This window comes from Actinoplanes sp. NPDC024001 (assembly GCF_040638955.1).
GTDB lineage: Bacteria > Actinomycetota > Actinomycetes > Mycobacteriales > Micromonosporaceae > Actinoplanes.
This window is the reverse complement of the sequence record NZ_JBEZZB010000017.1, coordinates 60,756-74,273: the sequence shown is the minus strand read 5'-3', so window position 1 is coordinate 74,273 and position 13,518 is coordinate 60,756. Positions and strand designations below refer to the sequence as shown.

Below are 13,518 nucleotides of genomic sequence, written 5' to 3'. Positions count from 1 at the left end.
GCGCCGACGATTGGGAGCGCTCCCAACTCCTCCCGGAGGTTCACCGTGCACCCATCGTTCCTGCGGCGAACACTCGCCGGCGCGGCCCTGCTCGCCGCCGTCGCGGTCGCCCCACCCGGCGCGCAGGCCGCCGCTCCCACCCCCACCAGGGTCGACGTCGACGTGCGGGCCGGCCTGGCCACCGTCGACCCGGCCGCCCTCGGCGTCAACCACGCCATCTGGGACTCCCAGCTCGGCACCCCGGCCGTCTCCGACCTGCTCAAGGACGCCGGCGTGCAGATGGTCCGCTACCCCGGCGGGTCCTATGCCGACATCTACCACTGGCGGGACCACACCGCGCCGGGCGGCTACGTGGCGCCGAACACCGACTTCGACACGTTCATGGCGGGCGCGCGGCGCACCGGCGCCGAGCCGATGATCATCGCCAACTACGGCACCGGCACCGCCCAGGAGGCCGCCGACTGGGTCCGCTACGCCAACATCACCAAGGACTACGACGCCACGTACTGGACGATCGGCAACGAGAACTACGGCAACGGCCACTACGGCTCGGCCTGGGAGGCCGACGAGCACGCCGACAAGAGCCCCAAGGAGTACGCGGCGACGGTGCTCGCGTACGCCGAGGCGATGAAGGCCGTGGACCCCAGCATCAAGATCGGCGCCGTGCTGACCATGCCCGGCAACTGGCCGGACGCCATCGTCGGCCCCGGCGACGCGGGCAGCTGGAACCAGGAGGTGCTCACCCGGGCCGGCAGCGCCATCGACTTCGTCGACGTGCACTGGTACCCCGGCGGCGCCACGCCGGCCGAGACCCTCACCAAACCCGCGCAGATCCAGGACGCGGTCCACCTGCTGCGGCAGCAGATCGACCGGTACGCCGGAGCGAACGCGGACCGTATCCGGATCAGCATGACGGAGACGAACGTCGACATCGGCCGCAACACCCAGCCCGGCGCGCTGTTCCTGGCCGACGTCTACAGCAGGCTGCTCGCCCAGGGCGTCTTCACCGTGCACTGGTGGAACGTGCACAACGGGATGGGCGACGTCACCGAGGTGGCCGGGCAGACCGACTACGACGACTTCGGCCTGCTCTCCAGCGGCAACTGCAACGCCGACAACACGGTCTGCCAGCCGCCGCTGAACACGCCGTTCGCGCCGTACCACGCGCTGTCGCTGATGGGTGAGTTCACCGACGCCGGCGACCGGTTCATCGGCGCGGGCACCGACAATCCGCTGGTCAGCGCGCACGCGGTGCGGCGGGCCAACGGTGAGGTGGCGGTGCTGCTGATCAACAAGGACGAGACGGCCGCGCAGAGCGTGGCGCTGAACTACCACGGCTTCACCCCGGCCTCGGGTACGCCGGTGGTCGCGTCGTACACCAACGGCGCGGACGCGGTGACCACCGCCCCGGCCGGTACGGCGGCCACCCAGACGCTGCCGCCGTACTCGATCTCGCTGGTCACGCTCCGGCCGGCGAACGCGCCGGTGGCCGGGCCGAAGGCGCCGGCCGAGCCCACCGCGACGGTGACCGACCGGACCGCGACGATCTCCTGGCCGAGTGCCGGCGCCGGGCTGAAGTACGAGGTCTACCGGCAGAACGGTGGCGCCAGCGAACTGCTCGGCGAGACCACCGGCACCTCGCTGACCGCCCGCAACCTGGAGCCGGGCCGCCGGTACACGGTCAACGTGGTGGCCCGTGACGGCGCCGGCCGGCAGTCGGCCGCCTCACCGCCGCTGACCTTCACCACCGGCACCCCGGCGCAGGCGGCGTGCACGGTGAAGTTCCGCAACACCAACGACTGGGGCAACGGGTTCCTGGGCGCGATCGACATCACCAACAACACGGCCGCCGCGGTCAACGGCTGGACGCTCACCTTCACCTGGCCGACCACCTGGCAGAGCGTGAGCAACGGCTGGAGCGCCACCTGGAACTCCAGCGGCCGCACGGTCCGGGCGATCAGCGACGGCACCCTGGCGGCCGGGGCGACCGCCGCGGTCGGTTTCGTCGGCTCCTACAGCGGGCCCAACGTGCCGCCGGCGGTCTTCACCCTCAACGGCAACGTCTGCACCAGCGCCTGACGGCGCGTACCGGTCCGGGCGCCCCGGCGCCCGGGCCGGTCAGCGGGCCGGGTCGCCGCCTCCGGTCAGATCACGCAGCCGCCGATTGACCTCGTCGGTCACGGCCTCGCGGCGGCGCTCGGCCTCCTCGCGCAGCTCCTCGATGCGGTCGAGGGCGGCGGCCCGCTTGCCGGGCAGCTCCGCGAGCCGTTCGGCATGCTTGTGCCGCGCGTCGGCGACGATCGTCGACGCGCGCAGCTCGGCATCGCTGAGCAGCCGGGCCGCCTCGGTGGTCGCCTTCCCGATCACTTCCGCCGACTCGTCGCGGGCCTCGGCGAGGCAGCCGTCGGCGGTGCGCTCGGCAAGCTCCAGCACAGCCTGCGGGTCGGCTTCGGGTTCGACCGCACCGGCTCTGGCCCGCTCCAGTTCGGCCTGCAGGACCCGGGCGTGCTCCTGAGCGCGGGCGCAGCGCTCCTGCCAGCGGGTCAGATGCTTGCGCAGATCGGCGTACTGCAGCTGCTCGCTGAGCGCCTCGTTCTCCGCGGTGAGCCGGCGCATCTCCGCGGCCACCTCGGCCAGGAAGTCGTCGACCTCACCGTCGTGATAGCCACGGCTGCCGGGCGGCGGCGGCCGGAACTCGACGCGGTCGACATCGTGCGACGTGATCGGCACGGCGATCGCCGCGGTCGGAGCCGGCTGCCGAGATGGAGCCGGTGGCAGTGAGCTCATCCTCTCACTTTCTGCAGTCCCCGTGCACGTTCCCACACCGTCCGGGCTGCACACTTCACCGGCGCGGCGCTGTCAGCAGTACACGCGACCACCCATTCAAAGTCAACACCGTGTATCCACAAGGACTCCTCACAGTGACCTCATCGGGCCAGAAGCCACTCCTGCCAGGCACTGGCGTCACCGGCCGGGCCCGCAGCCGGTGACCATGCGTTTTCGCCGGGCTTTCGGTGTCCTCTGGTCTCCTCGACGGCGAAGTGCAGCGAGAGGCAGGAGACGCCATGCGCATCACCACCGTCACCGGACTCGTCGTCGCCGCCGTCGCCATGGCGGTCGGGCTGGGCGGGGCCGCCCACGCCGGCGAACCCGACGAAGTCCTGATCATCACCACCACTGAGGACGCCGCGACCGCGGCCCCGTGGGACTGTCCGCAGGCGACGTCCCCCGAGGTCCTCTGATGGGCGACCCCGTGCTGGAGCAGGCGCTGTTCGAGGTCAAGAAGGTCATCGTCGGACAGGACCGGCTGGTCGAGCGGCTGATGACCGCTCTGCTGGCCGGCGGGCACTGCCTGCTGGAGGGCGTGCCCGGCGTCGCCAAGACGCTGGCCGCGGAGACCCTCGCGGTCACGGTCGGCGGCAGCTTCCACCGGATCCAGTTCACCCCCGACCTGGTGCCGTCGGACATCCTCGGCACCCGTATCTACCGGGCCAGCCAGGAGACCTTCGACGTCGAGCTCGGCCCGGTGATGGCGAACCTGGTGCTGGCCGACGAGATCAACCGGGCGCCGGCGAAGGTGCAGTCGGCGCTGCTCGAGGTGATGGCCGAGGGGCACGTGTCGATCGGCGGGCGCACCTATCCGGTGCCGCAGCCGTTCCTGGTGCTCGCCACCCAGAACCCGATCGAGAGCGAGGGCGTCTACCAGCTACCGGAGGCGCAGCGCGACCGGTTCCTGATGCGGGTGGTCGTCGGCTACCCCACCGACCAGGACGAGCTGGGCATCCTCTACCGGATGGGCGGCCGGCGGCCGCGGGCGAGCCGGGTGCTGGAGCCGGGGCAGCTGGCGGCGCTGCAGGAGCGGGCCCGCGACGTCTTCGTGCACCACGCCCTCGCCGAATACGTGGTCCGTCTGGTCGTCGCCACCCGGGACCCGGCCCGGTTCGGCGTTCCCGAACTGGCCGGGCAGCTGGCGTACGGCGCGAGCCCCCGCGCCACGCTGGGCCTGGTCGCGGCCGCCCGCGCCCTGGCCCTGCTGCGCGGCCGCGACTACGTGCTGCCCGCCGACATCGTCGACATCGCCCCGGACGTGCTGGCGCACCGGCTGGTGCTGGCGTTCGACGCGGTCGCCGACGGGATCGAGCCGGAGAGCATCGTGCACCGGATCCTGGAGGCGGTGGCCCCACCGGTGATCGCACCCGCCCAGGAGAGCACCGGAGCCGGGCTGGGGGTGGCGGCGTGAACAGCGGCGCCGGGCTCAACGAGCTGACGCCGGAACGGCGGCTGCGGCGGCTGGAGCTGACCATCACCCGCCGGCTCGACGGGCTGCTGCACGGCTCCTACCTGGGCCTGCTGCCCGGCGTCGGCAGCGAGCCGGCCGGCAGCCGCGAGTACCGGCCCGGCGAGGACCAGGTGCGCCGGATGGACTGGGCGGTGACCGCCCGGACCGCGGTGCCGCACGTGCGCACGGTCGACGCGGACCGCGAACTCGCCACCTGGGTGCTGGTCGACGCCAGCGCCAGTATGGACTTCGGCACGGCCGCGTTCGAGAAGCGGGAGCTGGCGATCGCGGCGACGGCGGCGGTCGGCTTCCTCACCGCCGGGGCCGGCAACCGGATCGGCGCACACCTGGTCACCCCGGAGGGCGTCCGGCGGATTGCGGCCCGCGGCGGACGTACGCATCTGCTGGGTCTGCTGCGGACCCTGCTGGCCGTGCCGCGGGCGAGGCCGGCCACCGATCAGGTCTCGCTGGCCGACGCCGTCGGCGGCCTGCACCGGGCCGTGCCGCGGCGGGGCCTGATGGTGGTCGTCTCGGACTTTTTGGACGGCCTCGACGAGGACGGGCTCGGGCCCGGCGCGCCGGCGTGGGAGCAGCCGCTGCGGCGGCTGGCCGCCCGGCACCAGGTGCTCGCCGTGCAGGTCGGTGATCCGCGCGAGCACGAGCTGCCGGACGTCGGCCTGCTGACCCTGGTGGACCCGGAGACCGGGCGGCGCCGCGAGGTGCACACGGCCGGGCGCAGGCTGCGGGAACGGTACGCGGATGCGGCCCGCCGGCAGCAGGCCGGTGTCGCCGCGGCGATCCGGCGGGCCGGCGCGGCACACCTGGCGCTGCGCACCGACCGGGACTGGGTCGCCGACATCGTGCGGCACGTGCACGCCCAGCGCCGGCTGGGCCTGGCCGCGAAACGAGGTGCGTTGCGATGACCTGGCTCTCCCCCGAGCGGCTCTGGCTGCTCGCCGCGGTCGCGGCGCTGATCGTGGCCTACGTGATCGCGCAGCGCCGCCGCAGCCGTTACGCCGTGCGGTTCACCAACCTGAAGCTGCTCGACCGGGTCGCGCCGCGCCGCCCCGGCTGGCGGCGGCACGTGCCGGCCGGCCTGTTCCTGGCCATGCTGAGCCTGCTGGTGGTCGGCTTCGCCCAGCCGCAGGCCGAGGTGCAGGTGCCGCACGAGCGGGCCACCGTGCTGGTGGCGGTCGACATCTCCCGGTCGATGCTCGCCGACGACGTCGGCCCGGACCGGCTCACCGCCGCCAAGACCGCGGCCCGCGAGTTCGTCGCCGACCTGCCGGAGCAGTTCAACGTGGGCCTGGTCGGGTTCGCCGGGTCGGCGTCGGTGTTCGTGCCGCCGGTGACCGACCGGGCCGTGCTCGACAGCGGCATCGACCGGCTCGTCGAAGGCGCGGCCGGGCAGGCCGGCACCGCGATCGGCGACGCCATCGCCACCTCGCTCGACGCGATCCGCACCCTCGACGCGCAGGCCGGCGAGGACGTCCCGCCCGCCCGGGTGGTGGTGCTCTCCGACGGCGCCAACACCGCCGGTCAGGACCCGGCCGAGGCGGCCCGCGCGGCCACCGAGATCGGGGTGCCGGTGGACGCGATCTCGTTCGGCACCGCGAGCGGGACCATCCAGGGTGGACAGGCGGTGCCGGTCGACGGGCAGACGCTGCAAGCCGTCGCCGAGGCCACCGGCGGCAACTACTTCGCGGCGGGCAGTGCCGACGAGTTGCGGGACGCGTACGCCGACATCGGCAGCTCGGTCGGCCACCGCACCGAGGTGCGGGACGTCTCCGCCCGGTTCATCGGCGTGGGCCTGGCGCTGGCCGTGCTCGCCGCCCTGGCCTCGCTGTTCTGGTTCGCCCGGCTGCCCTAGGAGGATTTCTCGTGACCACCATCGGATTGGGCGGCACACCGCGCGGCCCGGAGTTCGTCCTTGCGCCCGAGCGGGTCCCGGTCAGCGCCGCGGACCCCGGCCGGCCCGCGCGCCGGTGGCCGCTGTACCTCGCCACCGGCCTGGTGATCGTCGGTGTCTCCGCCACCGCCGGTGGCGCGGCCGGTCACCTGGCCGGCCGCGACGACGCCGGCGCGGCGGTAGCGATGCCACCGGCCGCCGGCGGGGTCCCGGCCGACCTGGTGGCCGCCGCCGGCCGGGCACTGCCGGGCGTCCTGTCGGTACGGGTCCGCAACGGCGGCGGATCCGGGTTCGTCTTCGACGCCCGCGGCCACATCGTCACCAACCACCACGTCGTCGCCGGAGGCGGCCCGGTGAGCGTCGTCGGCGCCGACGGCCGCCGGCTGTCCGCCGAGGTGGTCGGCAGCGACCCCGGCAGCGACATCGCTGTGCTGCGGGTGCCGGCACGGGCGTTGTCGCCGTTGGACCTCGCCGATCCGCGGACCACCCGGGTCGGCGAGCCGGTGCTCGCGGTCGGCTCCCCGCTCGGGCTCTCCGGCACGGTCACCGCCGGCATCGTCAGCGCCCTGGACCGCCAGGTGCGCCTCGGCGGCGCCACCCGGCAGAGCGCCGTGCAGACCGACGCGTCGATCAACCCGGGCAACTCCGGTGGCCCACTGGTCAACGCCCGCGGCGAGGTCATCGGCGTGAACACCGCGATCGCCACCCTGGAGGGCGGCGGCAACATCGGCATCGGTTTCGCGGTGCCGATCGAGCGCGCCCGGCAGGTGGCAACCGACATCATCGGACGGGGATAGTCGACAGATGCGCCTGCTCGTGGTGGAAGACGAAGAGGACCTGGCCGAGGGCCTGCGGGTGGGCCTGGCCCGCAACGGATACGCGGTGGACGTCGCCGCCGGCGCGACGCAGGCGTACGACCACCTGACCGTCAACGAGTACGACCTGATGCTGCTCGACGTGAACCTGCCCGACGGTGACGGGTTCACCCTGTGCCGGGCGCTGCGTGACGGCGAGCTGGACACGCCCGGCGACACCGACGTCCGGGTGCTGATGCTGACCGCCCGCGGCGGCCTCGACGACCGGGTCCGCGGCCTGGACGGCGGCGCCGACGACTACCTGGTCAAACCGTTCCACCTGGCGGAGCTGCTCGCCCGGATCCGCGCGCTGCTGCGCCGCGACACCAACGGCAGCACGGCCACGCTGACCGTCGGCGACATCGTGCTCGACGCCGCCCGGCACGCCGTCACCCTGCGCGGCGAGCCGCTAACACTGGCCCCGAAGGAGTTCGGCGTCCTGGAGTACCTGATGACCCGGCCCGGTCACGTGGTCTCCAGCGAGGAGTTACTGGAGCACGTGTGGGACGCCAACGCCGACCCGTTCACCCAGACCGTCCGGGTCACCGTCGGCACGCTGCGCCGCAAACTCGGCGACGGGCTGATCGAGACGGTCGTCGGCCGCGGCTACCGGCTGCTGTCATGAGGCGGCCCGAGGTGTTCCGGTCGATCCGGTTCCGGCTGACCGTCATCTACTCGACGCTGCTGTTCGCGCTGGCCGGCGTCACGCTGGCGGTCACCTACTTCGCGGTGGCGCAGTCCACGTCGCCGCAGCCGATCACCGAGCGCACGGCGAAGGTCTACGAGAACCGGCAGCTGGTCGGGACGATCAACGTCGCCGAGGTCGGCCAGATCGAGGCGGCGGTCAACTACAACACGCTGCAGAACCTGCGGACGTACACGTTGATCGCGCTGCCGGCGCTCTTCCTGGCCAGCCTGGCCATCGGCTGGGTGCTGTCCGGGCGGGTGCTGCGCCCGGTCGGCGCCATCGCCCGCACCGCCCGCGACATCCAGGCCACCGACCTGAAACGGCGGATCCGGCTGCAGGGGCCGCGCGACGAGCTGCGCGACCTCGCCGACACCATCGACTCGATGCTGGACCGCATCGACGACGCGTTCCGCGCCCAGCGGCAGCTGATCGACGACGCCTCCCATGAGCTGCGCAGTCCACTCGCGATCATCCGGACCCACCTGGACGCCACGCTGAACGACCCGGACGCGACCGGCGAGGAGCGCCGGCGCGCCACCGCGATCGTCGACCGCGCCACCACCCGGATGTCCCGGCTGGTCGAGGACCTGCTGGCGACCGCCCGGCGCGACGCCGACGCGATGACCGACACCGACGTCGAGCTGTCCGCGGTGGCCCGGGAGGCCGGCGAGGAGTCGTTCCTGCCCGAGCGGCCGCTGGACCTGCGCTACCGCACGAGCGAGGGGCTGCATCTGATCGGTGACGCGGACGCGCTGCGCCGGGCCGTCGGCAACCTGCTGTCCAACGCGGTGCGGCTGGCGCCGACCGGGTCGACGGTGACCGTGGCGACCGGGCGCGCCGGCTCCTGGCTGTGGCTGGCCGTGGCCGATCAGGGGCCGGGCATCGCAGCGCGGGACCTGCCGCGGGTGTTCGACCGGTTCTGGCGGGGCGCTGCCGGTGCCGGCGAGGTGGTGCGGGAGCGGCGTACCGGGCTGGGGCTGGCGATCGTGCGGCAGATCGTCGAGTCGCACGGCGGTCAGGTCGCCGCCTTCTCCGAACCGGGCGCCGGCAGCACGTTCGTGCTGTGGCTGCCGGCGGCCGACCGCACCGACGAGGACCCGCCGCCGGCCGACGATCCGCTGGCGGCTCAAAGCTGGACGACGTGACCCACCCGCGGCGGGGTGCGCCCGTGCAGGACGTCCAGCCAGGCCTTTTCCAGGTCCTGCGGGCCGGCGCCGGCCCGGACGTCGACCCACTTCTCCGCGGTGCCGGCGAACCGTTGCCAGGCTTCGGCGAAGCGCCCGTCCAGGCCGTCGCGCCCCCAGTCCTGGCGGCGTTTGCGCATCTGGTTCGGGGCGAAGAACACCTCGCCCGCGGCTTCGGCGTTCGGGATCTGGTTGGTGAGACCCACCGCGATGTCACGGACCAGCCGGTCGCCGAGGCGCCGGCGCAGGGCGGCGCGGGTCGCGGGCGCTCCGGACAGGTCGAGATAGACGGTCGGCACCGGATCCAGCGCGTCGGCCTCGTCGTAGGTCAGGACGTCGTCGTAACAGCCGAGTGACCGGGTGAAGGCGACGTTGCCGGGCGAGGTGAGACCGACCAGGCGCGGCCCGCGGCCCCGCAGCTCGAACGCCGCCGCGTACGCGGTCTTGCTCGACGCCGACGACAGCACCAGCGCGTCCGCCGCGTAGAAGTCGTTGTCGGCGACCTGGTCGGCGAGCATGAACGAGGTGAAGAACAGCGGCCGGAACAGGATCAGCAGATCCTCCTGGTCCGCGCGATAGGCGGGGTCGTCCACGGTCGACCGGTACGCGTTGTACGGCGACGGCAGGTCGGCCCGGTGCGCCGCCGCGTCCCGGAACCCGGTGGCGTCGACCCGCTCCGGCCGCACCATCAGGTGCGAGGCCGGTGGGTAGTAGCCGTAGACCCGCTGTCCGACCTGGACCCCGGCGACCGCTGAGCGCTCCACCACGGCGAAGCCCCAGACCGGCGGCAACCCCCACTCGGGCCCGAGCCCGCGCGGCTCGCCGGGGAAGAACCGCCAGTACCGCAGCGCGTCGCCGAGCACCGCGTAGGTCACGTTGTTGGCGGTCAGGCCGACGCGGTCGACCCGCAGCAGCGCCTCGCCGTCGCCGGGCACCGGCGTTTCCGACTCGACCCGAATGGTCCGGCCGAGATCGTCCCGAGCCACGGCGAATGTCCAGGAAGCAGGCATGGTCCGACGCTAGGGAGCCGCGCCCGCCGAGACAAGATGCACGACGAGTGCAAAATCTCACCCACCGCGAACTTCCCCCTCTGATGACGGTGCGTATATCGATCGTGACCGATAGCATCCATGAGCATTGAATCGACGGATGTCAGTGGGGGAACCGGCATTGAACGTATTCGGCAGACACCAACTCCGGCGCTCGGTGACGGCCCTCGCGGCCACTGTCACCACCGTGGCGCTCGTCGCACCCGGTGCGCACGCGCAAGCGCCGGCTGACCCGGCCGAGCGCGCCTTCGCGCAGATCGCCGCACTCCAGGAACTCAAGAAGTCGATGACCCCGGCCGAGCGCAAGCTCGACAGCCGGCTCGCGGTCGAGCTGCGCAAGCGCAGCGACAAGGCGGCAACCAACGCGCTGCCGCAGTTGTCCACCGGCGTCGAGGTATCCCCGTCCGGCACGACCGAGGTCGAGGTCCGCGCCGAGAAGGTCGGCGCCGATCTGCTCAGCCGGCTGCGCGGCGTCGGGGCGGGAATCCGCTTCCCGTCGGCGAAGACCGGCACGGTCCTGGTCGAGGCGCCGCTCGCCGCGCTGCCGACGATCGCCGGCTGGTCCGACGTGGCCGGCGTCCGCCTCGACCAGGGCGCGATCACCGGCCGGCAGGTCGACCCGGACCAGAAGCGGGTCACCGAGTCCAAGGAGGCCAAGGCGGCCCGGGTCGAGACCGCGGTCCGCGCCGCGCAGGCCGCGCCGAAGGTCGCCGCGGCGGCCGGCTCGGTGGTGTCCGAAGGCGACCGCACGCACGCCGCCGACACGGCGCGCACCCGTTACCGGGTCACCGGTCCCGGCGTGAAGGTGTGCGCGCTCTCCGACGGTGTCGACTCGCTCGCCGACTCGCAGGCCAGCGGGGACCTGCCCGCCGACGTCGACGTGCTGCCCGGCCAGGCGGGCGAGGGCGACGAGGGCACCGCGATGCTGGAGATCATCCACGACCTGGTGCCGAACGCTCAGCTCGGCTTCGCGACCGCGTTCACCAGCGAGGTCAGCTTCGCGGAGAACGTTCGCGCGCTGCGCTTCACCGCGGGCTGCGACATCATCGTCGACGACGTCATCTACTACCACGAGAGCCCCTTCCAGGACGGGATCGTGGCGCAGTCGGTCAACGCCGTCACCGCCGACGGGGCGTACTACTTCAGCTCCGCCGGCAACGAGGGCAACACGCTCGACGGCACCTCCGGCAACTGGGAGGGCGACTTCGCCGACTCGGGCCTCGGGATCGGCAAGTTCGCCGGCGACGCGCACGACTTCGACCCCGGCGCGGGCGTGCAGGTGCTCAACCCGCTGTCGCCGAACAGCGCCGGCCGGGCGACCACCCTGTGGTGGGCGGACCCGCTGCTCGGCTCCGCGAACGACTACGACCTGTACGTGCTCAACGCGGCCGGCGACGTCACCTCGTTCTCGCAGGGCTTCCAGGACGGCGACGACGACCCGTTCGAGATCCTCTCGACCGGCACCGGCACCGGCAAGCGGCTCGCCGTGGTGAAGTTCGCCGGCGCCGACCGCTACCTGCAGCTCACCGTGTTCCGCGGCCGCTTCGTCGACGCCGCCGACGGGCTCAAGGGCTTCTCCACCCCGGGCGTCACGCGCGGGCACAGCGCCGCCGAGCGTGCGTTCTCGGTGGCGGCGACCCCGGCGAAGGACCCGCTCGGCTTCGACCTGGAGGCCGGCGACCCGCCGAACCCGGCCGGGCCGTACCCGAACGTGCACACCCGGCAGTCCAAGCCGGAACGGTTCACCTCGGACGGGCCGCGCCGGATCTTCTTCAACGCCGACGGCACGGCGATCACGCCGGGCAACTTCAGCTCGACCGGCGGCACCGTCCGGGCCAAGCCGGAGATCACCGCCGCGGACGGCGTGACCACCTCGGTCGCCGGCTTCGCGCCGTTCTTCGGCACGTCGGCGGCGGCGCCGCACGCCGCGGCGATCGCCGCGCTGGCGCTCTCCGGCAACCCCGGCCTCAGCAACGCCGAAATCCGGGCGGCGCTCACCAGCACCGCGCTCGACCTCGCCCCGAGCGGGTACGACAACCGCACCGGCCACGGCGTGATCCGCGCCGACCTGGTCCTGCGCAACACCGGCGCCACCCCGCAGCCGCTGGTCCGGGCCGGCACCCCGACGATCACCCCGGCCACCGGGGACGGCGACGCGTACCTGGAGGCCGGCGAACAGGCGACCGTGACGCTGCCGGCGACGAACACCGGCGACGCCACGGCCACCGGCGTCAACCTGGTGGTGGACTCCGACGACGCGCGGGCCACCGTGACGCCTCGGTCCCGCTCCTACGGCAACATCGCGGTGGGCGCGACGAAGACGCGGGACTACACGCTGAAGCTGGCCGCCGGATATCCGCTCGGCCGGCCGGTCAAGCTGACCGTGCGGGCCACGTTCGCCGGGGGTCTCTCCCCGACGACCAGCACCGTGGTGGTGCCGACCGGTCAGCCGTCGGCGACCGTGCGCGACTTCGCGTACGCCGGGGCGCCGGTGCCGATCCCGGACAACGACCCGACCGGCGCCACCGCCACGGTGGAGGTCAGCGGGGTCGGCTACGCGTCCTCGGTCACGCTGTCGATCGACGGCACGGAATGCTCCACCACCGCGGCCTCGACGACGGTGGGCCTGGACCACACCTTCGTCGGTGACCTGACCGGGACGCTGACCGCCCCGGACGGCCGCACCGCGACGCTGTTCTCGCAGGACGGCGGCGGCGGCAACAACCTGTGCCAGGTGGTGTTCGACGACACCGCCGCACGGCCGTTCAGCGCGGCGACGTCGGCTGACGCGCCGTACACCGGCAGCTGGCAGCCGGACGGTCCGCTGTCGGCGCTGCGGCTCGCCCCGGCCGACGGCACGTGGAGCTTCAAGGTCGCCGACAGCGCGAACTTCGACACCGGCACCCTGCGGGCGTTCTCGCTGCACCTGACCGGTTTCGAGGCGGCCTGACCGGTGCCGTCCGGGCGCGTCACGGCGCGCCCGGACGGCACCCGGGTCACCGGACCACGGTGACCGTGCACTTCGCGTAGGCCGACACGTGCTGACTGACCGAACCGAGCACCAGCCCGGCGAAACCGCCGTGACCACGCTGCCCGACCACCAGCAGGTCGGCGTTCGCCGATTCCTCGATCAGCACCTTCGCCGGCCGGCCCTGCTTGACCACCGGCTGCACGAGCACCGGCGGTTCCTCGCCGAGCTCCTCCTTGATGACCTGCCGGAGGTCGTCGGCGGTGCGCTGGCTCGGATCCGGCACATATCGCTCGGAGACGCTGACGCTGCCGGCCGGCGGCAGCAGCGTGTGCTCCCACACGTTGATCACGACCAGTTCGGCACCGTGGTGCGCGGCTTCCGCGGCGGCCCAGGCCAGCGCGCTGCGGCTGTGTGGTGACCCGTCGACACCGACCACGATGGTCCGCCAATCGCTCACCGTCGTCTCCTCCCGATCGAGCCGATGCCATTCAGGGTGGTCGAGATCTTGCCCGGCCGCCAGTCGTCGCTCCAAGTTGCGCCACGGTTACTGCGGGCTTAACTTTCGATCGATGGGCCTGACTCCG

At 73.1% G+C, this 13,518-nt stretch carries 11 protein-coding genes and 1 pseudogene; 9 read left to right on the top strand and 3 right to left on the bottom strand.

Annotated features, from left to right (window positions below; translation table 11 throughout):
- The first annotated feature begins 45 nt into the window (after positions 1–45).
- A complete protein-coding gene (locus tag AB0F81_RS09530; protein ID WP_360193648.1) occupies positions 46–2,079 on the top strand; it encodes a cellulose binding domain-containing protein in 2,034 nt (677 codons plus the stop codon).
- A gap of 39 nt (positions 2,080–2,118) precedes the next feature.
- On the opposite strand, the gene AB0F81_RS09525 is transcribed toward AB0F81_RS09530, so the two are convergent.
- Positions 2,119–2,787, bottom strand: a complete 669-nt coding sequence (locus AB0F81_RS09525) for a DivIVA domain-containing protein (RefSeq protein WP_360193645.1) — start codon at positions 2,785–2,787, stop codon at positions 2,119–2,121.
- Between the two features lie 278 nt (positions 2,788–3,065).
- On the opposite strand from AB0F81_RS09525, the gene AB0F81_RS09520 reads away from it, so the two are divergent.
- From AB0F81_RS09520 to AB0F81_RS09490, 7 genes are read left to right on the top strand one after another with little or no spacing between them, the layout of a single operon-like run.
- Complete coding sequence (locus tag AB0F81_RS09520) at positions 3,066–3,242, top strand: hypothetical protein (RefSeq protein ID WP_360193642.1); 177 nt, start codon at positions 3,066–3,068, stop codon at positions 3,240–3,242.
- The gene (locus AB0F81_RS09515; protein WP_360193639.1) at positions 3,242–4,240 is read left to right on the top strand and encodes an AAA family ATPase; all 999 of its coding nucleotides are present in this window, start codon (positions 3,242–3,244) and stop codon (positions 4,238–4,240) included. The genes AB0F81_RS09520 and AB0F81_RS09515 overlap by 1 nt, the downstream gene beginning before the upstream one ends.
- The gene (locus tag AB0F81_RS09510) at positions 4,237–5,202 is read left to right on the top strand and encodes a DUF58 domain-containing protein (RefSeq protein ID WP_360193636.1); all 966 of its coding nucleotides are present in this window, start codon (positions 4,237–4,239) and stop codon (positions 5,200–5,202) included. The genes AB0F81_RS09515 and AB0F81_RS09510 overlap by 4 nt, the downstream gene beginning before the upstream one ends.
- On the top strand, positions 5,199–6,149 hold the full coding sequence (locus tag AB0F81_RS09505) for a VWA domain-containing protein (RefSeq protein ID WP_360193633.1): 951 nt from the start codon (positions 5,199–5,201) through the stop codon (positions 6,147–6,149). The genes AB0F81_RS09510 and AB0F81_RS09505 overlap by 4 nt, the downstream gene beginning before the upstream one ends.
- A gap of 11 nt (positions 6,150–6,160) precedes the next feature.
- Positions 6,161–6,985 carry a trypsin-like peptidase domain-containing protein gene (locus AB0F81_RS09500; protein ID WP_360193630.1) on the top strand — a complete coding sequence of 275 codons (825 nt, stop codon included), beginning with the start codon at positions 6,161–6,163 and terminating at the stop codon, positions 6,983–6,985.
- Positions 6,986–6,992: 7 nt separating this feature from the next.
- The gene (locus AB0F81_RS09495) at positions 6,993–7,667 is read left to right on the top strand and encodes a response regulator transcription factor (RefSeq protein WP_360193628.1); all 675 of its coding nucleotides are present in this window, start codon (positions 6,993–6,995) and stop codon (positions 7,665–7,667) included.
- A complete protein-coding gene (locus AB0F81_RS09490; RefSeq protein WP_360193625.1) occupies positions 7,664–8,875 on the top strand; it encodes a HAMP domain-containing sensor histidine kinase in 1,212 nt (403 codons plus the stop codon). The genes AB0F81_RS09495 and AB0F81_RS09490 overlap by 4 nt, the downstream gene beginning before the upstream one ends.
- Here AB0F81_RS09490 and AB0F81_RS09485 read toward each other — a convergent pair.
- Entirely contained in the window at positions 8,857–9,924 is a 1,068-nt protein-coding gene (locus AB0F81_RS09485) for a DUF2855 family protein (protein ID WP_360193623.1), read from the bottom strand. The genes AB0F81_RS09490 and AB0F81_RS09485 overlap by 19 nt on opposite strands.
- A gap of 226 nt (positions 9,925–10,150) precedes the next feature.
- Between AB0F81_RS09485 and AB0F81_RS09480 the strand changes: the two genes are divergently transcribed.
- Positions 10,151–12,913, top strand: coding sequence for a S8 family serine peptidase (locus AB0F81_RS09480; protein ID WP_360193620.1), 2,763 nt, complete (start codon positions 10,151–10,153; stop codon positions 12,911–12,913).
- 49 nt (positions 12,914–12,962) lie between these two features.
- Here the strand turns inward: AB0F81_RS09480 and AB0F81_RS09475 are convergent.
- Positions 12,963–13,370, bottom strand: a pseudogene (locus tag AB0F81_RS09475) (universal stress protein); the annotation flags it as partial.
- Between the last annotated feature and the right edge of the window lie 148 nt (positions 13,371–13,518).